16 protein-coding genes and 2 pseudogenes are annotated in these 26,406 nt (G+C 44.0%); 5 read left to right on the top strand and 13 right to left on the bottom strand.

Annotation, left to right across the window (positions count from 1 at the left end; translation table 11 throughout):
- Positions 1-9: 9 nt before the first annotated feature.
- The 4 genes from CKO50_RS09640 to CKO50_RS09625 form a co-directional block, all read right to left on the bottom strand.
- Positions 10-813, bottom strand: a complete 804-nt coding sequence (locus tag CKO50_RS09640; protein WP_095727979.1) for a methyltransferase domain-containing protein — start codon at positions 811-813, stop codon at positions 10-12.
- 31 nt (positions 814-844) lie between these two features.
- Positions 845-1,600: a Nif3-like dinuclear metal center hexameric protein gene (locus CKO50_RS09635; protein ID WP_095727978.1), complete on the bottom strand. Its 756-nt coding sequence runs from the start codon at positions 1,598-1,600 to the stop codon at positions 845-847.
- Between the two features lie 134 nt (positions 1,601-1,734).
- Complete coding sequence (locus CKO50_RS09630) at positions 1,735-2,808, bottom strand: efflux RND transporter periplasmic adaptor subunit (RefSeq protein ID WP_095727977.1); 1,074 nt, start codon at positions 2,806-2,808, stop codon at positions 1,735-1,737.
- Between the two features lie 14 nt (positions 2,809-2,822).
- Positions 2,823-5,933, bottom strand: a complete 3,111-nt coding sequence (locus tag CKO50_RS09625) for an efflux RND transporter permease subunit (RefSeq protein WP_095727976.1) — start codon at positions 5,931-5,933, stop codon at positions 2,823-2,825.
- A 285-nt stretch (positions 5,934-6,218) separates the two neighbouring features.
- On the opposite strand from CKO50_RS09625, the gene CKO50_RS09620 reads away from it, so the two are divergent.
- Positions 6,219-6,683, top strand: coding sequence for a hypothetical protein (locus CKO50_RS09620; RefSeq protein ID WP_095727975.1), 465 nt, complete (start codon positions 6,219-6,221; stop codon positions 6,681-6,683).
- 62 nt (positions 6,684-6,745) lie between these two features.
- Here the strand turns inward: CKO50_RS09620 and CKO50_RS09615 are convergent, their stop codons facing one another.
- From CKO50_RS09615 to dinG, 7 genes and pseudogenes are all read right to left on the bottom strand, one after another.
- A complete protein-coding gene (locus CKO50_RS09615) occupies positions 6,746-7,540 on the bottom strand; it encodes an NPP1 family protein (protein ID WP_095727974.1) in 795 nt (264 codons plus the stop codon).
- A 100-nt stretch (positions 7,541-7,640) separates the two neighbouring features.
- Positions 7,641-7,802 carry a DUF2496 domain-containing protein gene (locus CKO50_RS09610; protein WP_095727973.1) on the bottom strand — a complete coding sequence of 54 codons (162 nt, stop codon included), beginning with the start codon at positions 7,800-7,802 and terminating at the stop codon, positions 7,641-7,643.
- Positions 7,799-8,071: a late competence development ComFB family protein gene (locus CKO50_RS09605; protein WP_010606573.1), complete on the bottom strand. Its 273-nt coding sequence runs from the start codon at positions 8,069-8,071 to the stop codon at positions 7,799-7,801. Before CKO50_RS09605 ends, CKO50_RS09610 begins: the two co-directional genes overlap by 4 nt.
- A gap of 27 nt (positions 8,072-8,098) precedes the next feature.
- Positions 8,099-9,004, bottom strand: a complete 906-nt coding sequence (locus CKO50_RS09600) for a histone deacetylase (protein ID WP_095727972.1) — start codon at positions 9,002-9,004, stop codon at positions 8,099-8,101.
- A pseudogene (locus CKO50_RS09595) lies at positions 9,004-9,605 on the bottom strand (primosomal replication protein). The gene CKO50_RS09600 and the pseudogene CKO50_RS09595 overlap by 1 nt, the downstream one beginning before the upstream one ends.
- On the bottom strand, positions 9,602-10,381 hold the full coding sequence (locus CKO50_RS09590) for a TSUP family transporter (RefSeq protein WP_095727971.1): 780 nt from the start codon (positions 10,379-10,381) through the stop codon (positions 9,602-9,604). Before CKO50_RS09590 ends, CKO50_RS09595 begins: the two are co-directional and overlap by 4 nt.
- A 2-nt stretch (positions 10,382-10,383) precedes the next feature.
- On the bottom strand, positions 10,384-12,453 hold the full coding sequence (gene dinG / locus CKO50_RS09585) for an ATP-dependent DNA helicase DinG (protein ID WP_095727970.1): 2,070 nt from the start codon (positions 12,451-12,453) through the stop codon (positions 10,384-10,386).
- A 167-nt stretch (positions 12,454-12,620) separates the two neighbouring features.
- Between dinG and CKO50_RS09580 the strand changes: the two genes are divergently transcribed.
- The 3 genes and pseudogenes from CKO50_RS09580 (at position 12,621) to CKO50_RS09570 (ending at position 20,826) form a co-directional block, all read left to right on the top strand.
- Complete coding sequence (locus tag CKO50_RS09580) at positions 12,621-14,957, top strand: DNA polymerase II (protein ID WP_095728006.1); 2,337 nt, start codon at positions 12,621-12,623, stop codon at positions 14,955-14,957.
- A gap of 30 nt (positions 14,958-14,987) precedes the next feature.
- Positions 14,988-17,444 (top strand): annotated as a pseudogene (locus CKO50_RS09575) (TonB-dependent receptor); the annotation flags it as partial.
- A gap of 499 nt (positions 17,445-17,943) precedes the next feature.
- A complete protein-coding gene (locus CKO50_RS09570; protein WP_095727969.1) occupies positions 17,944-20,826 on the top strand; it encodes a TonB-dependent siderophore receptor in 2,883 nt (960 codons plus the stop codon).
- A gap of 173 nt (positions 20,827-20,999) precedes the next feature.
- Here CKO50_RS09570 and CKO50_RS09565 read toward each other — a convergent pair whose 3' ends face one another.
- Positions 21,000-23,336 (bottom strand): DEAD/DEAH box helicase, encoded by a 2,337-nt coding sequence (locus CKO50_RS09565; protein WP_095727968.1) that lies wholly within the window; start codon positions 23,334-23,336, stop codon positions 21,000-21,002.
- A gap of 303 nt (positions 23,337-23,639) precedes the next feature.
- On the opposite strand from CKO50_RS09565, the gene CKO50_RS09560 reads away from it, so the two are divergent.
- Entirely contained in the window at positions 23,640-24,470 is an 831-nt protein-coding gene (locus CKO50_RS09560; RefSeq protein WP_095727967.1) for a M90 family metallopeptidase, read from the top strand.
- A gap of 65 nt (positions 24,471-24,535) precedes the next feature.
- On the opposite strand, the gene CKO50_RS09555 is transcribed toward CKO50_RS09560, so the two are convergent.
- Positions 24,536-26,350 (bottom strand): DEAD/DEAH box helicase, encoded by a 1,815-nt coding sequence (locus tag CKO50_RS09555; protein WP_095727966.1) that lies wholly within the window; start codon positions 26,348-26,350, stop codon positions 24,536-24,538.
- Between the last annotated feature and the right edge of the window lie 56 nt (positions 26,351-26,406).

Here is a 26,406-nt window from a genome sequence, read left to right as displayed (position 1 = left end):
GTGCTGTACTTACGCTTTTTTTAACATCAAGTGGGTATAACGACCTAGAGACGCATAGGGCTCTTGACGATTGTATTTAAGTTCCAAGGCGAGCAAAGCATCAAAATCTTCATCCGCCTTACTCAACTCCCTTAAGTAGTCATGAAAACAGCGAACACCGGTTTTTTGCATAACGCTGAGTTTTGCCTTATCAAGCCAAGTTGCCATATCAGTTTGGCTAATTGGTTTATTGGGACTGAGACCTACTTTTTGCTTTACCTTAAGGCCTTTTTGCACATAGTCGAAGTTACCGTACACCATATTGGCCATCAGATGCGCCTCATGGTTGAAATACATTAGCGAAAGCAAGCCTGTTTCGCTTAGCTGCGACTTTAGCAGCATAAGCGCACTTTGTTGCTCAACCAGCCATTCAAGCACCGCATGGCACAATACTAAGTCGAATTGTCCTAAGTTCAGCGTATTGAGCGCTTGCAGGGGCGCGTGGATAAAATGAAGCTGGTCATTTAGTCCGGCTTCATGCGCGCGCGTCTTGGCAAGTTCAAGCATCTCTTCTGAAATATCAATCACAGTGACATGGTGGCCAAGTGATGCTAGAAAGAGCGCCAATTGACCTTGTCCGCCACCAACATCTAATATGCGTTTGCCACTTGATTGCGTTAACCAGTCAACTTGTGCGCTCAAGTCACGCTTGAGCACCACTTCTCTGATTTTGCCTTTATTGGTGCCATAGATATTGTTTTTAAACTTGTGCGTTAGTTCAGCAAAGTTTTTATCTGTCGGTGCCGGTTTTTGTTGCTGCTTTTTTCTAGCCATATGCGAGATCACTTAATTAAGCAAAGTGGTATTAAACCGGGTTGTCGATATCAATAAATTCAACATCCAAGCCATACTGCGCAGCCAAATATTCACCAAGTGCCTTCGCGCCGTATCGCTCTGTGGCATGATGTCCTGCCGCGATAAAGTGGATTTGTTGTTCGTTTGATGAATGAATAGTTTGTTCTGAAGCTTCACCCGTTAAGTAGGCATCAATGCCTTGGCTTGCCGCGAGATCAATAAAGCTTTGCCCACCACCTGTACACCAAGCGATGGTGCTGATTGGGTGATCGCCTGCAACATTTAAGAGCGGCTTTCTACCGAGTTTCTCTTCAACTAAAGCGGCAAAATCAACAGCAGTCATTGGCGTCGTCAATTTGCCTTTTACCGCTACGCTATTTTTATTCCAAGGTTCAAGCGGCCTTTCATATTCAAGCCCAAGTAGCTTACCGAGCTGTGCGTTATTCCCGAGTTCAGGATGAACATCCAGTGGGAGGTGGTATGCGATTAAGTTGATGTCATTGGCAAGCAGGGCTTGTAGGCGGCGCTTTTTCATGCCAGTGACACATTGATCTTCCCCTTTCCAAAAATAGCCGTGGTGAACCAAAATGGCATCTGCACCGCGTTCAATAGCGGCATCAATTAAAGCTTGGCTGGCGGTAACACCCGAGACGATTTTTTGGATTTCGTCTGTTCCTTCCACTTGCAGACCATTTGGACAGTAATCGCTAATTTGAAATGGCTTCAGTAATTCCGTTAATTGATTCACTAATTTGGTTCGTTTCATAACACCCCCTAACTCTTAGATAGCGCTAGTTTAACTGGTTTTACGATAGATCAAAAAGGGAGAATATAGTGGTGGAAAAGAAAAATGAGCCGCTCGTCCATGAGTGAGCTCATTGGGCTAGTAACTGGTTGCTATTAAGGGTTTGTCACCTCGACGTCTTGTCCTGTTTGCAGGCGCTCTGCGCCGCGAACGGCGACTCTATCACCGGCATGTAAGATATCGCTGGTGCGGGGAGTAATTTCCACCCATTGGCCTTTGCCATTGCCGACGGTGACAGGAATTTGTTCGGCTTTATTTTGCTTATCTATTTTGACGATATGGGTGCCTTGCTTGCGTAATATCAAGGCGTCCCGGTCAACCAGCAATACGGCTTGTTTGCTAGTGAGCGGCACTGCCACATCAACTAATTGACCAATTGCCCATGTATGGGTTTGATCTGCTGCGAGCGTTGCACGCACTTCAACGGTTTGTGAGCGCGGATCGGTTGAGGGGATCACCGCTGTGATTTTCGCAGACGTATTATCTGGCTGCGATAAGTCACCAGAACGGATTGGCAGCGCTATGCCTTTTTGCAAAAACTTTAAGTACCTTACGGGCACATATAAGCGAACTTCAAGATGGTGGATATCTAATATGGTGAGCAGTTCATCGGCGCGGTTTATTTCCCGACCTGCGCGCTTAAAACGTTCACTGATAACGCCATCAAATGGTGCACGGACCGTTGCGCGGGACAACTTATCGTCAATAACCTTAAGTTCGACTTCTGCCAAGGCGATATCTGACAGCGCTAGGTCATGTTTATTTTGCATTTCATCGACTTGGCTCTCTGCCGCACTGCTGGTTTTTGCGAGCTTTTTTAATCGAGTCAATTCTTGTTGATATAAGCGTAAATTGATCTTGGCTCGATTTAATAATTCGGCTTGGCGGGCCTTATCGAGTTCCAGCGGGAGTGTGTCCATCCGTACTAAGGTTTCGTCTTTTGCGACGCTGGTACCGGGTTCGGCTACGTACAACAAACGGCCACTAACCCCAGCGGTCAGTGTCACGTCGTCTTTCCCATAAAGTGTGCCACTAACTTCAATTTCGCTCGTGAGAGGGGCTTTTGTTACTTCAGCGACGGTGACTGGCACCACGGCGACGGCGTGTGGCGCAACGATCCCAGCACATAGTGCTAGGGCCTGAAGTGTCTGTTTTATTAGGTTTTTCATTCTGTTCTCACTACTTACTGATTGGCAACTAGGCTGAGCGGGGCTTTGGCCGTTGATTTGTTTGTTTCTGATGGCGGAGTTTGCCGCCCAAGTTGCAATAAACTTGGCATCAACACTAAGGTAAATAATGCACTGATAGCCATGCCACCGACGATGACGGTCGCAAGGCCGCGGTAGATTTCTGAGCCTACGCCTGGCATGAGCATGAGTGGCAGCATGCCAAACAGACTGGTTAAGGTACTCAAGTAAACAGGTCTTGCTCTTAGTAACACCGCTTGTCTGACCGATTCTTCACGGCTCATGCCTGATGCCATCGCAACGCGAGTCTGATCCACCAGCAAAATGGCATTGTTAACGACCAGCCCAAGCAAGATAATAAAGCCTATCATGGTCAGTAAATCCAAGGACTGAAAGGTAAAGAGGTTTAAGATATACAGAGCCAGCACGCCGCCTGCGATAGCCAGAGGCATCACTAACAGTACCAAGGCGCTGTCTTTGGCGGACTTAAACAGCGCGGTCATTAACAAAAACAAAATGGACAATGCGAGGACAAAATTCAACGCCATTTCTTCCATTGCGGAATTCATCTTTTGCGCATTTCCCGCCAAAATAGCACCAGCATTGGTCGGTAGGCTTGCGCGCACTTTTGGCATTACCTGTTCACTCAAGATGGTTTGCACTTGCTGCAGGCTCATCTCTGCCGGAGGCGTGACAACAATGCTGACCGTGCGACGACCGTTAACACGTCGCAGTTGCGTCGGGCCAACTGTACGTTCGATATTTGCCAACTCGCCGAGAGTTTGAATTCCAGACTGAGGTGTTACGATGGGCAAGGCTTTTAGTTCCTCAGGGCTTTGCCAAGGGATACCACGAAGAATAACGTTCATACGCTCGTTACCATCAAAATACTCATTGACGAATAATCCACCGGTATAAGCTTGTACCGCTTGAGATACATCTCGACGCGTTAATCCCGCTTGGGTGATCCTGCGATCGTTAGGCGTTAATCTAAGCTCTGGCTCTGCCATATCCAATCGCGGCTGAGGTCTGGCAGTTGCCTCTGGTAGAGCGGTTTGTACTGCCTGCAAAGCCACTTGAGCAGCTGAGATTAAGTCGTCCATATTGGGACCTGTAAGGTCAATATTAATATCGCGACCATCGCCGCCATTGGCGACTTGGATCATGGAACCGCGAAAGAAAAACACTTGAGTATCGGGAAGGTCAACGAAGATTTCTTCTCTGGCCACTTTCATCAATTCTTCAACACGTTGAGGGTCGGCTGAATAGATAAAGCCACCAGCATTAGAACCAAAAGCATAGAAATTAAAGTCTTTAATACCTGGTTCTTTTTCGCCTTGGTAATAGGGCATTAAGCGCTTTTTCACGCGCAGCAGCAATTCTTCTTCCATAAACTGCACGTTGCCACCAGGTGGTGTCATTAGGTTAAAGAAAAAGCCGTCGGTAGGGGCTCTTGGCATAAAGTCAGTTTTTGGCAGCATGGTCATGGTTGCAAACACCGAGCCACCCAATAATACGCCAATCCAAGTAAGTTGCTTTACTCTGTTATTGGTCAACTTCATGATGAAATTGGTGAGTTTTTGCCAGTATTGATGATAAGGATCTGGCTTTAGTTCAGAGTCAGGCCACAAATGATTTGCCAGTGGAATAAGGGTAATCGCACACAACATTGACGCAATAACGGCAATCGAGAGTGTCAGTGCTAAATCGGAGAATAACTGCCCCTCAATACCCGCCATAAAGAGAATTGGTAAAAAGATGGCGACGCTGGTGGTTGTCGACGCAAATAAAGCACCGGTCACTTGTGCAGCCCCCTTTAAAGCAGCTTTTTTGTTGCCGAACCCTTCAGCTCTTAAGCGTGAGATATTCTCTTGGACTATGATTGCTGCGTCTAGTACAAGGCCTACTGCAAATGCCAATCCCGCCAACGAGATTACATTAAGGCTACGGTTAAAGATATTAAGTGCGAGAAAGGCGACCATCAAGGAGACGGGGATCGTGGCCGCAATCACCAAGGTTGCTTTTAAGCCTCTAAAAAATAGCCACAGAATTAAACAAGATAAGAGTACCCCAAGGCCTAAATTACTTTTTACTAAAGAAAGTGCATTACGAATGTGGACGGAGGCATCAAAGCTGAGTTCAATCGACAAGCCATTCTCAGCCAGCGGCCCTTGGTTTAATTCATCAATTGCAAGATTGATTTCATCAAGCAAGGCAACGGTATTTGCCTCGTTGGCCCGTGAGATCCGAATATAATAGGCTGGTTTACCATTGCGGCCACTCATGCCCAAACGGTCTGAGAAGGTGCGTTCCACACTTGCGATATCACCTAAGTAGATCGGCCTGTCTCCTGAATAGCCGACACGCATTTGGGCCATACTGGAAAGGTCATATTGGCCGGTGAATCGCACGGTATATTGACGACGTCCAACGTTGGCAAGACCTCCAGAGGTATCGCGAGAGCTCGCAAGTACATTACTGATTTGATCTAAACTAATACCAAGCGCGGCGGCTTTGTGCGGATCGAAAGTAATACGCAGCTCTTTTGGCCGCTCACTCGCTAGATCAACGCGTGCCACGCCGGGAATACGTGCAAGTCTCGGTTCAATAAACTCGTCGATTTGCTTTTGAAACTGTGCCATATCAAAGTCGAGACTATTTGATTGATAGTCTTTAGGTGTGACCAGCAAAGTGGCTGCTGCTTCACCATTGTTACCACCAGCGAATACGACTGGGTCTAGCGCATCAAGTGGCAACGGTGGGGCCTGATTTAAGTTTGTTAGCACATCAAGCATCGCTTGTTGCATATTTGCACCCACCGCAAATGTTAGCGTAATAGAGCCATTACCACGATTGATGTTGGTATTAACCTCAAGTGCGCCGGGTGTGTTTTTTACCGCATTTTCTAGCGGCTCGATAATCACGGATTCTATTTCTTCTGGAGCGGCTTGGCGCCATCCCGAGAAAATCGTGATCTGTGGTTGCTCAATATCTGGCGTCAACTGAATGGGCAGTTTAAATATACTTAACAGCCCAAATAAAATAATCAACACCAAGATGACAATTACACTCGCTGGATTTTTTAGCGAACTGCGTGTCACGTTCATTTGGTAAATTCCAATCTTGCTTTTTCTGCATTGTAGTGGGATGTAAAAAAAGTGCCAGTAAGGTGAAATTCACGTTTGCTAAAGTTAGCGCTAAATCGGCGAAAATAAGCGATAAAGCGCATTTTTGTAATACCTTGTAACGCTTTTTTATAGTTTGAAAAACTTTTTGATCTGAATTAAAGGCAAATGAACTTGTACTAGTAAGATCAATAGAAGTGGCTAAACTTAGCTGGGCATGATCAGTTCTTTGCAATAATTGATAAATGATGTTCAAAAGGAGGTTATATGTACGTTGCGTTGAGATGGGACCATATTATCGGGGCGCATTTTGTGCAGTGGATTGTCGTAAAGTGCAGTGGTATATCGGATAAATTTGGATTACCTCAAGCCTTACCACCTAGGCGTGATATTGCCTATTTCACTGATCCTCAATCGGCGGAGCAAGATGCTAAACAATTTGCGGATTACAAAAATACTGGGCAAATGGCGGAGATTGAAAAAAAATACTCACCTAATTTGGGGGAACACCATGGCTTTTGTCACTATGCGTGGGATCACACCTATCTCGGTGAATTAGTAAAGCACGCTGTGCTCTATTGGGAAGATGGCAAACACTTCTCACCTGAGCCATATCGAAGCGATATTGCCTATTTTATCGATCCGCAAACAAGTGAAATGGATAGTATTTTCTTTGCACAGTATAAATTAGAGCGAGCAAGGTTGCTTAGGCAGAAGCAAGACGCAGGCTAATACCAATTGGTATAGCATATCGACTCACCTCATCGATTAATGAGGTGAGTTTGTCTCAGCAATTACTGATCGTTGTCTATATCACTTTGCGCGTAAGTTGGGTAGTCACTTGGTTTAAAGCGATTGAGGTTATTGAGGAAACGACTGTCTTTAACGGGCAAGGTGGCGGAGCCATAATCATATTGATTGAGCTTTTCTCGTAATGCCGTGTTCGAAATTCCATCTCCAGCCATTTTGTACCAACTGATGATAGCGGGTGTGACAAAGCGGTGATAGTTGTTTTCAGCGATTTCGTTTGATTTGGCAAAGCGCAGTGCATGGGTCAAAATGCCGTCTTTATGATAGACAATTTTTAAGTGGCCATTTTCGAATGGTAGCTCATTAGCAGGTTTAGTGAATAACTCGCCATGTGCGCTATAGCTACCATGTGTAACTATCCCATCTCGAGTCCATACCGCTGCATACTCCCAGTCATGGCGGTGACCACCACCAAAGTAGTCAAACACTTGGTCTTTTTTGAAGTAAAGTGCATAGAAGTGTCCACAATACTCGCCGTTAGTTGTTGTTTTACAGGCGTGGCGGTGCACAGTATTAGAAGTATTTAAAAATTGATCATCTCTGCAATCTCCTGTGATGCGGCCCGATGTTTTTAGCCCTGAATTTTGCGCGCCAGTTCTACTGATCCCAGCGCTCGGCAGGCAACCATCACCATCAAAATCAAACACAGGTTCAGTACCGTTGATAATGTAGGGTGTTGGGAGGGCTTCGTCTAATGCCGCAAAGTCATTGGCGTAAGCGTATTGTGTACACGCTGCAACAATTGCGAGAGACAATAAAGGGAGTTGTGTTGTTGTCATACTGCTTTCCTTAATAAATGCAGTTGTGCCGTTTTGCACAACCACTATTGATTAGAATCTAAGGTTAAAAAAGAAGCATGACTTAAATGTATATTTAATGTTAAGTTTTTTGTTGGTTATTTAGTTTGTTTTGAAAATCAGATCTGACAATGTCAAGTGCAGCCATGACTTCTTCTGCAGGAAGATCATGCTCTTCTAACAACATAATAAGGTCGACGGCGAGTTTTACATGAGTTGGCGCTTGTTCTAGAGGGGTACTCATACTTGAAATTGTTCCTTTTTAGCGATTTGCGATATGGCAAAATCAATCGCACGCTCTACCGCCTGTTCCATTTTTACACGCTCGGGCTGAGGCAGGTAAAACTCCATGTCGACATCGTAGCGAATATAACGCGATGGTAGTTGGTTCAATACAGTACAACAAAAGTCAGCCATTACGTCTTCATCATAAATTTTATCTAACTTACGACGGACGATATGTTCGACTACCAGCTTTTCATAATAATTATGAATATCATCATGTAACTTCATACAGCCTCCTGCACATTCCTTTTAAGTTTATATCATAATAGCGGGGTTATCGAACAAAGCCAAAAAGGTTTGTTGATGTATATCGACAAGGTGGTCAACGTCGCGCTGATAGCCCCCACCTAGAGCAAAAGCTAACGGAATATTGAGGTGATGAGCATACTCAAATACAATCGAATCTCGAGCCCTAACACCTTGCTTTGAAACACTAAAGTGTCCTAGTTCATCGCCTTGATAGACATCTGCGCCGGCGTTATAGAGGATGATGTCTGGCTGGTATAATCGAACCGCTAGTTGTAAGGCTTCGCGGACAGTTGCCACATATTGCGCGTCCTGTGTATTCACAGGCAAGGCAAAGTCCAAATCGGATTGCGGTTTAACGCGAGGAAAGTTACTTTCACAGTGGATGGAGCAGGTAATGATATCGTCTCTATCTGCAACGATCGTTGCAGTGCCATCGCCTTGATGCACGTCACAGTCGAAGATCAGCACTCGCTCAACTCGTTGATGGGCGATGAGCGTTGCCGCGACCACCGCCCAATCATTAAATATGCAAAAGCCGCTGCCAAAATCGCGATGTGCGTGATGATAGCCGCCGCTTAAGTTTGCTCCAAATCCATATTCGAGCGCATACTTTGCCGCCGCTAAACCGCCACCTAGAGAAATCAAAGTGCGTTCAACTAGTTGTTCACTCCAAGGAAAGCCCATTTTCTTAATTGCTTTTTCGCTCAACGTGCCGTTTAGAAAGCCATCAACGTAATTACTGTCGTGACAAAGTTGCAGCGCATCAGCTGTGATTTTTTGCTCAGGCTCTTTGATGAATCTAGCAAATTTACTGGTGTTTATTCGTTGGTATAATTTTTTATACTTGCTGATAGGGAAGCGATGCTTTTCAGGCAGGCTCAACTTGCTATAAATAGGGTGGTAGTAAAGCATTAACGGCTCTGACTTTTCTCAACTTCTTGAATTTTTTGCTCGGTGGCGGAAATGGCTTTTCTACAGCGGCCAAGGCGAGCGTGAAGGGCTAATATTTCGGCATTGAGTTTGGTAGCCTGTGAGGGAGCTGCCTTATCCATCTGTAGTCTTCTGAGGTCAATCATTTCTTGCAACCGACGCTCAAATTCATGATTTTGCGACAGTTCCTGATATAACTCATGGGACGACTGCATAATCTTCTGCACTGCCTTTTTATACACTTTGGCTTTTTTTGGTGTATTCAATTTGTTTTCTTTCGCCCAGACCGGGGTTGATTTTAACACCTTCAACACGGCNCTTCCATTTGCGAGCCTATCCGCTCGATGGCAAATGTAAAGGCGTGGCGCTGTTCACTTGGCGGCAGGTGGGACATTGCTTCTGCTATTTCTTCAACATAGTCGCTGAGCTTTAAGCTTTTAGTTCGAAATACACGGGCATCAAATAGGCTGGGCTGTGCCTGCATATAACGATTCTTATCAAACCATTTCGCGGAGTCAAATTGCGCTGCTTGTTGCTTTAAGCGGCTGACTTGTTGCTCAAGCTTGATAAGCCCTGTGCTCACGAGAAATAAGCCTCAAAAATGAGCTTGCCAGCAAGTACAATAACCACAGTGTTAAAGAGTGGTTTGATCAGTTTGTTGCCAAACTTAATTGCAGAATGCGCACCAAGCCAAGCACCAAGCATTAAAAAGGCACCCATGGTGACACCCAGCATAAAGTTTACATGACCCAAGGCTACAAAGGTGATAAGCGAGATAAAGTTGGAAACAAAGTTCATGGAACGAGCAAGACCACAGTTTAAAAGTAAGCTCATTTTATAGAGCATACTGTTCGACGCAGTCCAAAACGTGCCAGTACCAGGCCCTGCCATACCATCAAAAAATCCCAACGATAAACCTTGCGTCCATTGCTTGATTTTGAGTGCTCGATTCGCTTCTGGCAAAGTATGGGAGTCTGTTGGGCTTAGCCTACCGATTAAGCTATAAATTGCGACAGCGATGATAATAACGGGAATAAGTTTATTTAAAAACTCGATACTTAAAAAGTCGACAAGTAATGTGCCCAATACGGCCCCTATCGCAGTGGCAATAATAGAGCCAATCCAAAAGCTAGGTTTGAATAACTGCTTTTTGTAGTAGGTAAAGCTCGCGGTTAAGGAGCCAAAACTCGCGGCAAGCTTGTTGGTACCTAAGGTTAAATGCGGAGGAAGGCCAGCAGTAAGCAAAGCTGGTACGGTTAGCAGCCCACCACCACCTGCAATTGCATCAATAAATCCAGCAGCCAGTGCGACTAAGCAAAGTAACCCCCAAGTTGTGGGATCTAAAGCGAGTTCAAACATTATTAATCAATTTGCCTTTTGTATGGTGGCAGAGTATCAAGCATGGCTTTGCCATAACGTTTTGTAACTAAACGTCTATCTAAGATGGTGATACGGCCGGAGTCTGATTCCTTACGCAGCAGTCTACCACAGCTTTGTACTAATTTCTTTGCAGCATCGGGTACCGTGATAGATAAAAATGGATTCCCACCTTTACTTTGTACGAATTCCGCCTGGGCTTCCTCAATAGGAGATGTTGGCACGGCAAAAGGGATCTTAGTCACCACGAGGTTTTCTAGGTATTTTCCGGGTAAATCTAGCCCCTCGGATAGGCTTTGTGTACCAAATAAGATACTGCCGCGACCTAAGTCGATATTTGCTTTATGACGAGTGAGTAAGGCATCACGGGAAAGCTCTCCCTGCACCAAAATATTGAGATTTTTAACTCTTAATTTTTCTACCACATGATTCATTTGCCAATAAGAAGCAAACAGGACAAGGTTAGCCTTACTGGTGTCTAAGTAGGTTGGCAGGGCATCCGCTAAATAATCGCTAAAGGCTTTATCCGTTGGATCTGTTTGGGTTTTTGGCAAATGCAATGTTGCTTGACTGGGATAATCAAACGGAGAATCAGCCTTGATATATTTAACACCAGGCTCTTTTGCCAATCCACTTTCGTGGGCGAAATGATCGAATGTGCCCAAAGCACTGAGAGTTGCGGAGCAAAGCACCGCGCCTGCACACTCTCGCCAGAGGTTATCCTTCAAATAATAGCCGACTTCAATCGGACAATCACAAAGTAAATGGTCGTGATGATGTTTGTATTCTAAGCGTTTTATCCACCTTGCATGTGGCACGCTGTCGCCTTTTCGCGCGTAGCTAAACCAGAGTTTGTTGAGTTGCTCAAGCCGGTTGATATATTGACCGCTTTCAACCAGTAACGGGTCGGCTAAAAATGCTTGCACATCGCCGTCTGAAACATCGCCCGACAGAGCATCATGCATCTTGGTAAGACAACGCAGTGCATCTTGCGTGGCATCCGCAATATCTTTTGCTTTTACGGTGAGCGCTTCCGGTACTTCGCCATGACTAAAGCGGTAGGTATCGTCATCGTTATAAGTAAAGTCGCTCTGATCGAGTATATCTCTTACCGCTCTGAGATATTTCGCCGCGTCATTGGCTGCATCATTCAGTTTGAAATTCTGCCCAATGGCTTTTTGCGAAACCACGGTATTTGCCATCTTTCCGCTAAACTTAAGTAGCTTTTCTAGCCACTCGATAGTGCCTTTAATCGTTGCCGCTGCGGAAGAAAAATCTCTGGTAATATGGGGCAGATGGTGCGCTTCATCAATTACGTAAAATGTTTCTTCAGGTTCTGGCAATATCGTCCCGCCACCCAATTCTAAGTCGGCCAGTAACAAAGCGTGATTAATCACTAGCACATCCATTTGTGCGATCTTTTGTCGAGCTAAATGAAAAGGACATAAATGATGAGATTTTAATTGCCGTTGGCAAGCGTGTTTATCACAAGCGATAACATTCCACACTTTATCTGGAATTGTGTCTTCCCAGCTATCTCTATCACCTTGCCAGCGCTTTTCTTGGTAAGCAAGTGCTAACTCCCTTAAGCACCTTTGCTCCATTTGAGAAAGCGGACTGCTGGTTGTCGGCATCATCGACATTTGCATCTCATCATCGCTGACGGCGGCCATCAGTTTTTGTACACAGATGTAGCGTTGACGGCCTTTTACGAGGTCAAATTTAAAGTCTATGCCTGAATGTTCTTTTAAAAATGGCAACTCTTTGTTGATCAGCTGTTCTTGTAAAGCGACGGTTGCAGTCGAAATGACGAGTTTCTTTTTACTTGAGAGTGCAACAGGAAGCGCGCCGAGTAGATAGGCTAAAGATTTTCCGGTGCCTGTTCCTGCTTCAATCACGCAAATACGTTGCGTGCGGTGATAATCACCTGAAAGTGTTTTTGCTATTTCGGCGACCAGATAATTTTGACTCGGACGAGGACGAAAGCCATCTAAAGCGGAGGCGACATTTTGATGTGCTTGGCGGATGGTTTTTTTTAGTTTGTCTGAGAGCATAATCTATTTAGCCTAGAGTTCTGATATGAAGCAAGCCTACCACTTGAGTCTCGATTTTTAGTTAATCACTGCGTTAATGGATAGGTTTTATTCTGTTTGTGACTTTATGTTCAATAAACAGGTGGATATAATTACAGTGATTCGTCTATTTTAGGGTGGTATTGGAGTTGGCACAAGCGATATATCAGGGCTTTGTTTTATCGAGACAGCAGATGCAGGTAAATGGCCAACTGCGCTTGTGTTATTGGCTCAAATCGCAACATCAGTTACTCAAGGTGTGGGTAGAGGATGAGCAGCCACTCTTTTTCATTAAACAAGATAAAAAAACGGAAGTAGAGCTGCTGCTAAGTCGCGCTCAGTTGCAGTTTAGCATCTCGCCAAGTCAATTAAAGCACTTTGATCAAGCTCCTGTTTGTGTTGTGAAATTTCGCACCTTGAATCACTTCTATGAGGCAAAACAGCTACTTGAAAATAAAATCGCGTTATATGAAGAGGATATTCGCCATTCCGACCGCTATTTAATGGAGCGCTTTATTCGCGGAGCTGCTTGGGTCAAAGGTAAAGCCACGCAAAAACCGGGCTATATCGAAATTACTCAGGCGCAATTTAAGACTTGCGATGATTATAGGCCACACCTTGAAATGCTTTCTATCGATATAGAATGTAACGGCGAGGGGGTCTTATTTTCGGTGGGTTTAGTGACCGATACCAAAAAGCTGGTGATCATGATAGGTGAGGCGCAGCATGCTGCCGTCAATGTCGTTTGGGTTGAAGATGAAATTGCGTTATTAGAAGAGCTGGTCAAGCAAGTGAATCGTTTAGACCCAGATGTGTTAATCGGGTGGAACGTGATTGAGTTCGATGCCGCAATACTTGTAGAACGCGCGCAGGCTAACGGCGTCGCACTTACTATAGGGCGAGATGGCGGAGCGATGTCGACCTTCAAAGGTAACTATACCCGAGTGTTTATTCCGGGGAGAGTGATGCTAGATGGCATCGATATGATGAAAAATGCGACCTATCACTTTGAAACATTTAAACTGAGCTTTGTGGCTGAGAAGATTTTGGGTACTACCAAGCTTATCACACAGGATGACAGGCTTGAGGAAATCATCAGGCAGTTTCATCATGATAAACCGGCGCTCGCAGCGTATAACTTACAAGATTGCCAGTTGGTGCTCGACATTTTTAGTAAACTTAACTTACTTGAATTTGCCCTCGCTCGAACTCAGTTGACGGGTTTGGAACTCGAGAAAATGGGCGGCTCAGTCGCCGCGTTTACCAACTTGTATTTACCGTTACTGCACCGTAGCGGTTACATTGCACCAAATTTATCTGAGCATGGCATTAACTTTGACAGTCCCGGCGGTTATGTCATGGACTCAAAGCCGGGCCTCTACCAAAATATTTTGGTACTCGATTTCAAAAGCCTTTACCCCTCAATTATCCGCACTTTTTGTATTGACCCTATGGGGTTAATAGAAGGGTTACAGCATCCTGAACATGCCATAGAGGGCTTTAATAAAGGTAAATTTAGCCGCACAGAACATCATTTACCAGGTTTAGTCGCCGCGCTCTCCAGCGCACGTGAACAAGCTAAATTAGACAAAGACATGATGCTCTCACAGGCGATTAAAATCATCATGAATAGCTTGTATGGTGTACTTGGATCTAAGGGGTGTCGGTTTTACGATCCTCGTCTTGCGAGTTCAATAACGATGCGCGGTCATCAGATTATGCAGCAAACGCGAACCTGGATTGAACAGCTTGGATATGAAGTGATCTACGGCGATACCGACTCAACTTTCGTCTGTTTACCCGAGTCTTTGCGTAGCGAAGCGTGCCAAGCAATAGGCAAGCAGCTGATGGTAGAAATTAACGAGCGTTGGCGCGCGCTGCTGATGGAAAGCTTTGGCCTCCACAGTCATTTAGAAATAGAGTTTGAAACACATTATAGCCCTTTCTTTATGCCCACCATTCGTGGCCAAGAAGTCGGCTCTAAAAAGCGATATGTTGGGCAGATCACAGAGCTTGGTAAGCAAAAGCTGGTTTTTAAAGGAATGGAGACCGTGCGTAGTGATTGGACGGAAATTGCAAAGGAATATCAACAAGCAATTATTCGCGCGCTGTTTGATGGGCTTGACACCGTTGAGATCACCCATCAATACATAAATGAGATTTTCGCTGGAAAAGTAGACGAAAAACTCATTTATAAAAAGAAGCTTGGTAAGTCTGTTGAACTATATACAAAAAATATTCCTCCCCAAGTAAAAGCGGCGAAACAGGCTATCGAAGATGGATTGTTGCAAACCGCCAAAAAGGGGGCACAAATACCGTATTATTTAAGTACCGATGGACCCAAGTTCGCACAGCAAGGCAAGCTCATAGATATTGATTATTATCAATACGTTGAAAAGCAAATTCTGCCTATATATCAGATGCTTCCCAATGCTTCTAAGCTATCAATTCGTTCAGATGGGCAGCAAAGTTTCGATTTGCTTTAATCAAGATCGTGCTGTCAAACTGTCGATGTCTTCCAGAATATTCCTGCTGCAATGATTGACCGTATCGAAATTTTAAAAGATGGTGCTTCGGTTGCGTATGGTTAGTCAGCAATGGCTGGTGTTGTAAACATCATCACCAAAAAAGAACTTACTGGTGTTGAAGTTAAGGCTACAACGTCTTGGTATGACATGTTTAGCGGTGGTAAAGAGTTCGATGCAGGCCATATCATTGTGGGTTTCGATTATACCAAGCAGGATCCTATTTATCAGGGGGGCGTGAAAGACGTTAACTTCTTCCAGTATCCTTGGCAGATGCTTTCAGAAGAAGGTGCTAAGAGCTTTTACGAGAACGGTTTAATTCCAGATGGTGACAATGCGAGCGTATTCATTTTAGGGTCTGGTTCGACTCCTTGTGGTAATTTCTACGTTGAAGGTAAAGGTAACTTTACCAACGACAAATGCCCAAGTGGTGGTGACGGTAAGCCTTCTCTAAGCGACATGCGTCCATTTGTCGGCGGTGGAGAGGTAAACGATACTTACAATTACAACCCAGTAAACTTAATGCAAACACCTTTTGAAGTCGTTAACTTCTTTGTTGATACTTCATTTGAGTTAAACGATGACCTTGTTGTATACACAGAAACACGTATCAATAAGCGTACTTCAAAACAGGAAGTTGCGGCTGTCCCTTTCGACACAGCTTATGATCCAGGCTATGTAGTTACGCTTTCAAATGATTCGACGGCTAACGGTGTATCAGCTGATAACTACTACAATCCATTCGGTGAAGATGTTTATCGTTCTCGTCGTCGTATGCTAGAAGGTGGTCGTTACTTCGAACAAGATTATGTTCGTTTCCAACAAGTTGCAGGCCTAAAGGGTGCAATTAACGATAACTGGCAGTTTGATGCTTACTACAACTATGGTGCAAATAGCCTTCAAGATACTGACTTTGGTCAGCTATACGGTCCACACCTAGCAAAAGCTTTAGGCCCATCATTCAAAGATGACGCTGGCAATGTGGTATGTGGTACGCCTGACGCATCTATTTCTGATTGCGTATCGTTAAATGTGTTTGGTGGTCAAGGTACTGTGACACAAGAGATGCTTGACTACATTACTGCACCACTAGGCGATCACTATAATGATTCATTCCACCAAGTTCGTGTTGACGTGTTTGGTGAGCTATTTGAAGTCCCAGCAGGTTATGTTTCAAGTGCATTTGGCCTTGAGTATTACACCACTGAGTTTGAACAAGTAAATGATTCTGGTAAGTTCTTTGATTCAGTGACTGGTAACACCAGTAAGCCACTAACAGGTCTATCTAAGAACTACACAGCTGCATCGGCAGAGTTCTTGCTCCCATTAGTTCGTGATTTAGGTGTTGAATCTGCAGATTTAACGCTAGGTGCACGTTATGACGACTTTAGCACAACTGGTTCAAACTTCTCTTGGATGGCTAAAATTGAGTCAAACATTTTTGATGGCTTAAAGTTCCGTGCAAACTATTCCGAAGTATACCGTGAACCAACGCTAAGCGATTTGTATTCGCCAGAGCTTGATTCATTTGAAAGCGCTTCAGATCCGTGTTCTGCGGCAAACATTGGTGGTTTATCTGCAGCCGGTCAGGCTAAATGTCTTGAAATGGGGGCTCCAGCAGGCGGTCACAACAGTGATGACGCGCAAGTTCGTACACGTTTAGGTGGCAACACAGGTGTTCAATCTGAAGAAGGCGAAACATTCACTATTGGTTTTGTGTGGGCTCCTGATTTTGTTGAAAACTTAGGTGTCACTATTGATTACTGGGATATCAACATTGAGGGTAAAATTGGTTCTCTAGCAACCGATGATATTCTGCAGGGGTGTTATGCTGGTCTTATCGAAGATATGTGTGCAAAAATCTCACGTGGCTTTGATGGTTCTGTTGACCGTGTAGACAGCCGCACTACAAACTTACAAAGTATGACTGCTCGCGGTATCGACCTTGATGTGAATTATTCATTTGACACAGACTTCGGTGCATTTGTTGCTAGCGTATCATGGACTCACTTCTTAGAGCGTGGAGAAGAAAACTTTGATGGTGAAACAGGTACATTTATCGTTGAAGATCTCGTTGGCAGATTTGAAGATGACACGTCTTACTTTGAAGACAAAATCTTATTCAATCTACGTTATGACCTAGACAACCTACGTGCTGTGTGGGCTGCAAACTATCAGTCTGGTCTTGAGTACGGTGATCTAACTTACATTAAGCGTGATAATTACGATTCACTAGCAGGTTTAGTTGCTAAAGTTGATTCATATGTGTACCACGATTTAACAGCACAATACTCATTTGATACAAACACGACGGTGCAAGCAGGTATCCGCAACCTAACAGACGAACTACCTCCTTATATCGAAACAGCGTTCAACGCGAACACTGACGAAAGTAACTTCAAGCTATTCGGACGTCAGTTCTTCTTAGGTGTAACTCAGAAGTTCTAACCGAAATTTAGCAACTTTGACCCAAATCGGCCTCTGTTGAGGCCGATTTCTTTAAATCCTCCATGCTAGTTTGCCTTCTCCTGTATTAAACCTACCCAACTTGTAACGAGTGCTTCGATAGTTGTTTGTTTTATTGTAGATATGAATTCCTATGTTTATTGAATGTTATGTCTCGGCATGTGTAAATGTAGTGTTTGTACCTTTATTGTTGCGTAAAGAATGACTTTTTGCGATGAATTACAAAAGTGATAAAAAAAGTGAACTTATTTTTACTTTTATAACATCATGAAAAACAAAAGAAAAAAACTATTCTCATGTTAAAATAAAGCGTTTTTTGGTTTGTTTTATGAAATGATTGTTGACCCTATGTTGGTACTAAAAGTAGTATAGCTCTCGACACGATAACTCAAGCAATTTTAGGTACTAGATTTAAATTCTTTTAATCTGTTGTTTTTATTGAGTTTTTGTTCATTAAAATAAAAATCAGGGATCATCAATCATGTTGAATAATAAAATAAGTAAAGCTGTTCGTTTAGCTATTGCCTTCGGTGCAGCATCGACTGCTGTGTTAGCGAGTACAGCTGTTTCAGCTGAAGAAAACACTGAAGAAGTAGAACGTATTCAAATTACAGGTTCAAAAATTAAGCGTATCGCTGCTACTGCGCCAACGCCTGTTGTTGTTATTGGTCGTGTTGAGCTTGAAAATGCAGGTGTCAGCAACGTCAATGACTTCCTATCTGAAATGCCAGCTGCAGAAGTTGGCCTAAGTCCTGAAAACTCTAATAACTATATCTATGCCAACGGTCTAAATACAACTGACCTTCGTGGTTTGGGTTCTAGCCGTACTCTTGTTCTAGTTAACGGTCGTCGCTTTATCGGTGGTTCTGCAGGTGATAACACTGTAGATTTGAACAACATTGCGACTTCAATGATCGAGCGTATTGAAATTTCAACTGGTGGTGCATCTGCAGTTTACGGTGCTGATGCCGTTGCAGGTGTAGTGAATATTATCACGCGTAAATCATTCGATGGTATTGAAATTGATGCTGCAACGACTCGCCCATTTGAGGGTGGAGGCGAACAAACATTTGGCTCTCTTGTTTTTGGTAAAGAGTTTGATGGCGGCGGGTTCATCTTTAACTATGACTTTGCTGACCAAAAGCAAATGGCGAAAAAAGATAAGTCATGGTGGTATGATAATCCGGTTTCTTTTGTACCTAACCCAGATAACAGAAGCGGTGAAGACGGTGTTCCTGCCGAAATTAAATATGAAGGCAGAAAGCATTACGGTCTTTATGATGAATCGAGTGAATTTACTTTAGGCGGCAAGCGCTGGACATTCGATGAAAATAAAAATCTACGAGAGTTCGATGCTGGTAGCGGTTATTTACCAAGCGACCCGACAGCTGGCACTTATCGCTATTATCCAGGTGAATATAAAGATGGTATTGAAGAAGGTCTTGATGAGTTCTTCCGTACACCATTAACGCGCCATACATTTAACCTTGCTGGTAACTACGAGATAAACGAAAATCACAAGTTGACCTTCGATACTATCTATTCTATCAGCGAAGCTTTCGGTCAGGGCTCACCTGTATTTTGGCGTACAGGCGATATTGTTATTCGCAAAGATAACGCTTTCATCAAGGACGACCTACGTCAGCTGATGGAAGAAAATAATGCAGAAACAGTTTCTTTACGCCGTTTAGGTGATGACTTCGGTTCAAGAAAATACAATCAAGATCGTACAACTTTCCGAACGTCAATTGGACTTGATGGCTACATTGATGATAATTGGTCATACTCTACATACTTCCAGCACAGCCGCTTACAGCAAGATACGTCTTGGCAAGGTGAAGTCTTAATCGATAACTTCCAAAATGCACTTGACGCAGTTGTACGCAATGGTGAAATTGTTTGTGCGCAACGTGATGATAATGGTAATGTTGTTGGGTCGATTTTTGGTTGTTCACCAATCAATGTATTAGGTGCGCCAGATCACTCACAAGAGACTATTGATTACATCTCTACAGTAGCGACTGCGGAGCATGGTGCTACCCAAACAAGCTTTGGAGCTACAATTACTGGTGATGTTTATGAACTACCAGCAGGTCCAATTGGTACCGCATTTAGCTTCGAGTGGCGCAGAGATTCTGCATACGAAACGCCAGGAACCGGTATCCGTAAAGGTCTAGTGTTTGGTAACTCTGGCTTAGCATATTCTGGCGCAGTGAATGTGAAAGAATACGCAACAGAAGTTATTATTCCGCTAATTGCTGATCATGAATGGGCACAAGAATTAAACCTTGAGCTTGCCTATCGTTACATGGATTATTCATCAACAGGTGGTGATTCTGCGTATAAAGTAGGCCTGACTTATCAGCTTAATGATGACATTCGTTTCCGTGCAACTAAAGCCGAGTCAGTACGAGCTCCGAACGTTAATGAGCTGTATTCAGCTGCTGGAACCCAGTACTGGTCATATGGACGCTTCGATCAGTGTGCTGCGGACGAAATTGCGAATACAGATGACAAGTATCGTGACAATGTAGTTAAAAACTGTGCGGCGGCAGGTATTCCAGCTGGCTGGATGCCATCTCAACAGTGGTTAGATAGTGGTAGTATTGAAGGTAAACTTGGTGGTAATAATCAGCTAGACAACGAAGTTTCAAGCGATGTTGTGTTTGGTTTTGTGTATACACCAACTTCTATTGAAGGCTTTGATATCACTGTTGATTACTGGAGCTTTGAGATTGAAAATGCGATCGAGAACTATGACTATGGCGAGTTACAAAGAAACTGTTACCGTGCTGACAGTTTAGACAACCCGTTCTGTGGTTTTATTACTCGTGATGCAAACAACGAAGTTACTGGCTTCTTCCAAACTTCTCTGAATGCAGCTGAAGAGAAGAAGAGCGGTGTTGATATCGAGTCTGTATATGACTTCGAAACTAGTTTTGGTGAATTCGGTGTTAAGCTGACAGCGACTTATGTTGAAAACTACGAAATTAACCAAACAGGCAACCCGATTGACCTGTTAGTTAAAACGGGTGAGCAAGATCACATGAGATGGCGTGGTCGCTTGAATACTAGCTATGAGTACGGAGATTTCAGAGCTGTACTAGTTGCAAACTACCGTCACAGTACTGTAGACGAGCGTAATGGTTGGAACATCGAGCAACATGACTATAACGATATTCCTTCTTATACAACGTTCGATTTATCAATGAACTATCGAGTACTTGAAAACGTAGATCTACGTTTCGGTATCCAAAATATGTTCGACAGAACACCACCTAGACATCCTCTAGCGTTTGAAGACACTAGCTGGTACGATCCAATCGGTCGTCGCGCTACTGTTGGTGTGAACATCAAGCTATAATTTTTATAGTGATAAAAAGCCGCTCATTGAGCGGCTTTTTTGTTTGAAAATTTTCTTGCTTGAAAATAGATGGCTTAATTAATTGAGTTGGTTTAATGCGCTATTGTATAAAGCAATAGAAAGAGTTGACGGCTTGGCTATCTAAGTTATTTGTTATCCAAAAGCCATGTATGCTAACTTATATCGACGACCTTACTAGCTTTACGATAGCGTATTTTAAAACCACTCCAGGCTGGCAATTCCCACCTCTTTGGTGCGCCTTTCCTTGTACCGTTGATATGAGTAAGCTCGATTCTTTTTCCTTTAAAATTATAACTTACTGCCATTGTCAGCTCTGGAATTGACCATGTTAGCGGAAACTTTTCAACAAATGGTGCTAACTCCCACGCTTCAACTTCATTGAATAACAAGTCTTGTTCGTTGATTAGTTCTATATCGGCATAGCTTTCTATACCAAGTACCGTTAGCTTGCCACTTAAAAAGGAGTTGAGTGTCGGCACAAGTTCATCGCGTCCATGAAATTGGTAGAACAATGCTATTTGCTCAATACTGGCTTCTATCTGCTTGGCCAAACCTGAAAACAGCGTATTATTTTGGATAAGAAATACTAAGGCATAAATAACATCCTTGGAGTTATTAAGGCGCTTGGTTTGTTGGCCTAAAACTTCGTCACTGTAATGTGTAATAAACTCACCCCAAAGCTCACCATTATCAATATGGGCAGAGCGCAATGTCTGGTTGCCAAGGCCCATTTCAAGTAATTGCTTTTTCGTTAGTACCGCATTACACATCGCGAGCGTCTTGGCTTGCTTGGTACCTTTACCTGCGAGTGAAAAAGTATCTAATACCAGTAATGCTTCTGCCTGTTCCGATACGCGAGTATGGTTTGAAGGCATGACTTCAGCTAGGCCATTGTTATAGCCATTGCGGCGGTTTTGCTTATTAATATAAACCCAATGTGGCATTAGCTTAGCTAACTCAATGACCAGTTTGTCATGGTCAAAACTGGCTGCCTTATCCAAAGGCGGTAGTGCAAATGCTTCACGCAATTGCGCGCTAAATTGCTGTGCTTCTGTGAGCGCCTCAGGCGTAATATCAATTAATTCTTCAGTTTGTCCTCTCACCACCGCGATAGCGATTTCTATATCTGAGCCTCGAGTAAATCGGCTATTTAATCTTGTTAAACGCTCTACATCATTAGGTAACTGGTAGACTCGGGCAGGTACAGATAATAGCGAAATAAGGTCAATAGCCGCTTGGCGTAGCGTGTTTGAAGCCAATTTATGGATCACATAACCAAACTCAAAATCGACGGGCAGCGGGTACAGCAGCTTGCCAAGCGGAGTTGCGATATTTTGTTCATTAATGGCTTCTAATGCTAATAGCTGTTGTTTAGCTTTGCTTAGTGAGCTTTCTGGGAGTGGGTCGATAAAATCAATAGACGAGACACCTGTTGTTGCGCAGCCCGCCGCAAGTACAAGCTCTGCCAATGATTCTCTTTGGATCTCAGGTGGGGTGCTGTCTATCAATGGCGCATATTGGCCATATAATCGCATACATAGTCCCGGTTGCGTGCGTCCTGCGCGTCCTAGACGTTGCTTTGCTGAATCCCTTGCAATCGCATCTAAGCCTAATACGGTTTTTCCAAGGCGCAAATGAGTACGACGCTCAAGCCCTGAGTCAATCACGCAAGTGACATTGGGAATAGTGAGCGAGGTTTCGGCAACATTGGTTGCGAGAATAATTCGACGTGTACTTTGTGCGGTTAATGCAATGCGCTGAGCTTCTGGACTGCAGCCACTATATAAACCAACGATAGTCGCTGGCAGCGCTTTTACTTTAGCTAAGCTTGCTTGGATCTCGGCCTTGCCAGGTAAAAAGACTAAAATATCGCCTTGGCAATGTTCCAATGCGTATTGGCAAGCTGCAAAAACTCGAGTATCGAGTTGCGCTTTTTGGGGCATAGTTCTTGGGTCAGGGGCGTGAAAACACTCCTCAACGGGGTAAATAAATCCTTCTGATTCTAAGATAGGGGCGTCTAAATAAGAGGCTAATTTTTGGCTGTTTAACGTCGCCGAGGTAACAATTAGTTTGTGTGATTGAACCTGTTTTAAGAGTGCTAATAATAAGTCCATGTCCCAGCGTCTTTCATGAAATTCATCCAACATAACGACGCGGAATTCTGCAAGTTTGCTCTCAAAAAACCACCTTAATGCGACACCAGGCGTTGCATAAACTACCTGAGTGTCTGGTGAAAACTTTCCTTCAAACCGAATAGCAAAGCCCACCTTATCACCAAGCGGTGAGCCACTTTGAGCCGCGACATATTCAGCTAAAGAGGTACAAGCAATACGCCGAGGCTCTATGACTAATACTCTGCCATGTTGTGAGGCCCAAAGCGGAAGTTGGGTTGATTTGCCAGAACCTGTTGTGGCACATACAACAATTGCATTTTGTTCGCTTAGTGTTTGAGTAAACTGAGGCTGTAAAGATTCAATGGGTAAAGACATAGCTGTTCATTTGCATTTTTTCGCCATAGTAACAAAGTTTGCTTGAAAAAGTCGGAGTCAGTACCAATTAATATTTGATGGATTATTCAACCTGAACTCGGAATAAGAAGTTAGGGAACTGATATAAAATACGCCTTCTAACATTATTCAACTCTAGCCAGATGTTCTTTCATAATACAAGGCAAATTTGTGCGTCAATAGCTAGCCTATTGCAAACAAATTTAACGCAGTAGTAAGGGATAACAACTGCTAGAGATCAAGTTATTATTCCTAATTCAGGTTATTTTATAAAGGCCAACAGCCATGATAGAAATAGTGCTTATTATCGGCCTTATTCTATTTGTTTCTCTGTATTGGAACTGGGATAAAATTCAAATACTGCGGTGGCAAAGGAAATACCAAGATCAAACGCTGAGTGCCTCAGATAAGCAAGTATTGCTAAAATACATGCCTATCTATCGTAAGATGACAGATGCTGACCGCGCACAGCTGGAAAAACATATTGTCTGGTTTCTTGGCGAGAAACGGGTGTTGGGTAGAGATGGATTAACGGTGTCACGGCCGATGACTTTAATTATTGCCGCAGATGCCTGTTTACTGGTTCTTAAGCAAGCTTGGCCGTTATATCCCAACGTCAAAGAAATATTACTCTATCCCAGTAGCTATTACGCGCCACAAACTTCTAGAGATGGTGCAGGTTTGGTTAGTTTTCACCAAACAGTTCGTCAAGGAGAGTCTTGGCCTGGAGGTACTTTAGTGCTGAGTTGGCACGATGTACTTGAGGGAAATCGATTGCCTGAGGATGGCCACAACTTGGTGTTTCATGAGTTTGCCCATCAACTTGACCAACAAACTGGTGCGACGAATGGAACGCCTGCGTTACCTGTAGGAATGAGTTACCAAGACTGGGGGAGGGTGCTATCAAAGGCTTACCAGCACTTAAAAATGCAGCTGTCTTACAATATGCCCCATGCTATTCATTCATACGGCGCAACAAACGAAGCGGAGTTTTTCGCCGTGGTAACAGAAACCTTTATTGAAAAGCCCCATGAACTCAAACAGGAAAACCCAGAACTATATAATTTGTTAAAAGACTACTATCAGTTTGAACCAAGAGATTGGCAACAACATTAAAGCATAACTGACGCTAGCTAAAATAAGAAAACCGCTCGGTTGAGCGGTTTTCTTAAGAGCTTCGATTAAGAAAAGCTAATTTCTTTTCTTTCGCGTTTTTCTCTTCTTTGACCTTCAGGACGGCGTTTATCGCCACCGCCACTACGTGGGTCTTTAAAGCTACGCTTACGGTCTCTTTGCTCTTCGCCTCTGCCTTGACCTTGGTCGGCAGGGTGGGTGCTCTTAGTCATGTTCATTGGGCGTTGACAGATGTGAACGCTCTTGAAGTGGCTAAGTACATCACTTGGCATATTCTGCGGCAATTGAACCGTGCTGTGTTCATTGAACAGACGGATTTCACCGATGAACTTGCTTGAGATATCCGCTTCGTTTGCGATAGCACCAACGATGTTCTTAACCTGAACACCATGATCACGACCCACTTCGATACGGTAAGTATCCATTGGACCTGATGCACGGTCACGGCTACGAGATTTGCGTTCACCACGCTCGCCACGGCTACCATCTCTGTCGCGACGCTCGCCACGACGGTCGTCACGTTCTCTACGCTCACGCTGTTGAATTTGAATATCTTCAACTTTCAGCGGCGTTTGCTGCTGTGCAAGACACAATAGCGCTGCTGCTAAGTCTTCTTGGCTCAGCTCTAGCTTTTGTGCCAGGCCTGATGCCACTTTTGAGAAGAACTCAATGTCTTTATGCTCAAGCGCTGTAGAGATCTTAGTCTCTAATGCACCAATACGCTTTTCTTCAACGACTTTCGCACTTGGTAATTCAACCTGTGCAATATCAGAGCGCGTATGGCGCATGATGTTCTTAAGTAAATAACGCTCGTTGTTCTTAACGAACAAGATTGCTTTACCTTGACGACCAGCACGGCCGGTACGACCGATACGGTGAACATAAGCTTCACAGTCTTGTGGGATATCGTAGTTAACAACAAGGCTTAGACGCTCTACGTCAAGACCACGTGCCGCAACGTCAGTTGCGATAACGATATCTAGTAAGCCGCTCTTAAGACGGTCTACTGTGCGCTCACGCGCCTGCTGGTTCATGTCGCCGTTGAGCGGTGCAGCTGAGAAGCCTTCACGCTCTAGTAGCTCTGCAAGCTGAACAGTGTCATTACGTGTACGTACGAACACGATAGCACCGTCGTAATCTTCCGCTTCTAAGAAACGTACGATAGCTTTGTTTTTGTGTGCAGTTGCACGCCAGTAAACTTGCTCGATCGTAGATACTGTAGAGTTACGCGGAGTGATCTTAACTTGTTCAGCGTTATCTAAATATTTATTACAGATTGATTGGATCTGCTTAGGCATAGTTGCAGAGAACAAACAAGTTTGCTTCTCTTCCGGTGTTTTCTCCATGATGCTTTCAACATCATCGATAAAGCCCATGCGTAGCATTTCATCTGCTTCATCAAGTACAAGTGCGTTTAGACCAGAAAGGTCAATCGTCTTGCGATTGATGTGGTCAATCAAACGACCTGGTGTTGCCACAATGATTTGGGCACCGCGGCGTAGAGCACTTAGCTGAATGCCGTAGCTTTGACCACCATAAAGCGCTAGTACTTCAACGCCTTTAGTATATTTAGCATATTGCTGAAATGCTTCAGCAACTTGAATAGCTAGCTCACGCGTTGGCGTAAGCACAAGAATTTGCGGTTGTTTAACGGATGCGTCTACTTGGTTTAACAATGGCAGTGCAAATGCTGCCGTTTTACCTGTACCCGTCTGCGCTAGTCCCAGTACGTCTTTTCTTTCTAGCAATAACGGTATACATTGAGCTTGGATCTCAGAAGGTGTTTTATATCCCAGCTCTTCGACTGCTTTTAAGATTGCAGGAGAAAGGTCTAAAGATTCAAACGTAACTGGTTCTGACATTAATGCGCCTCAACTATTTTAAAGAGGCGCGCATTGTACAGGAAAGATAAAATAAA

The sequence above is a fragment of the Pseudoalteromonas sp. HM-SA03 genome, assembly GCF_002289345.1.
Taxonomy (GTDB): domain Bacteria; phylum Pseudomonadota; class Gammaproteobacteria; order Enterobacterales; family Alteromonadaceae; genus Pseudoalteromonas.
Note: the sequence above shows the minus strand (reverse complement) of the source record. Positions and strands in the feature narration are given on the sequence as shown.

Bases quoted from the DNA above. Each gene is read 5' to 3' on its own strand.
- CKO50_RS09640 (WP_095727979.1), bottom strand. From the start codon at position 813: ATGGCTAGAAAAAAGCAGCAACAAAAACCGGCACCGACAGATAAAAAC.
- CKO50_RS09635 (WP_095727978.1), bottom strand. From the start codon at position 1,600: ATGAAACGAACCAAATTAGTGAATCAATTAACGGAATTACTGAAGCCA.
- CKO50_RS09630 (WP_095727977.1), bottom strand. From the start codon at position 2,808: ATGAAAAACCTAATAAAACAGACACTTCAGGCCCTAGCACTATGTGCT.
- CKO50_RS09625 (WP_095727976.1), bottom strand. From the start codon at position 5,933: ATGAACGTGACACGCAGTTCGCTAAAAAATCCAGCGAGTGTAATTGTC.
- CKO50_RS09620 (WP_095727975.1), top strand. From the start codon at position 6,219: ATGTACGTTGCGTTGAGATGGGACCATATTATCGGGGCGCATTTTGTG.
- CKO50_RS09615 (WP_095727974.1), bottom strand. From the start codon at position 7,540: ATGACAACAACACAACTCCCTTTATTGTCTCTCGCAATTGTTGCAGCG.
- CKO50_RS09610 (WP_095727973.1), bottom strand. From the start codon at position 7,802: ATGAGTACCCCTCTAGAACAAGCGCCAACTCATGTAAAACTCGCCGTC.
- CKO50_RS09605 (WP_010606573.1), bottom strand. From the start codon at position 8,071: ATGAAGTTACATGATGATATTCATAATTATTATGAAAAGCTGGTAGTC.
- CKO50_RS09600 (WP_095727972.1), bottom strand. From the start codon at position 9,004: ATGCTTTACTACCACCCTATTTATAGCAAGTTGAGCCTGCCTGAAAAG.
- CKO50_RS09590 (WP_095727971.1), bottom strand. From the start codon at position 10,381: ATGTTTGAACTCGCTTTAGATCCCACAACTTGGGGGTTACTTTGCTTA.
- dinG (WP_095727970.1), bottom strand. From the start codon at position 12,453: ATGCTCTCAGACAAACTAAAAAAAACCATCCGCCAAGCACATCAAAAT.
- CKO50_RS09570 (WP_095727969.1), top strand. From the start codon at position 17,944: ATGTTGAATAATAAAATAAGTAAAGCTGTTCGTTTAGCTATTGCCTTC.
- CKO50_RS09565 (WP_095727968.1), bottom strand. From the start codon at position 23,336: ATGTCTTTACCCATTGAATCTTTACAGCCTCAGTTTACTCAAACACTA.
- CKO50_RS09560 (WP_095727967.1), top strand. From the start codon at position 23,640: ATGATAGAAATAGTGCTTATTATCGGCCTTATTCTATTTGTTTCTCTG.
- CKO50_RS09555 (WP_095727966.1), bottom strand. From the start codon at position 26,350: ATGTCAGAACCAGTTACGTTTGAATCTTTAGACCTTTCTCCTGCAATC.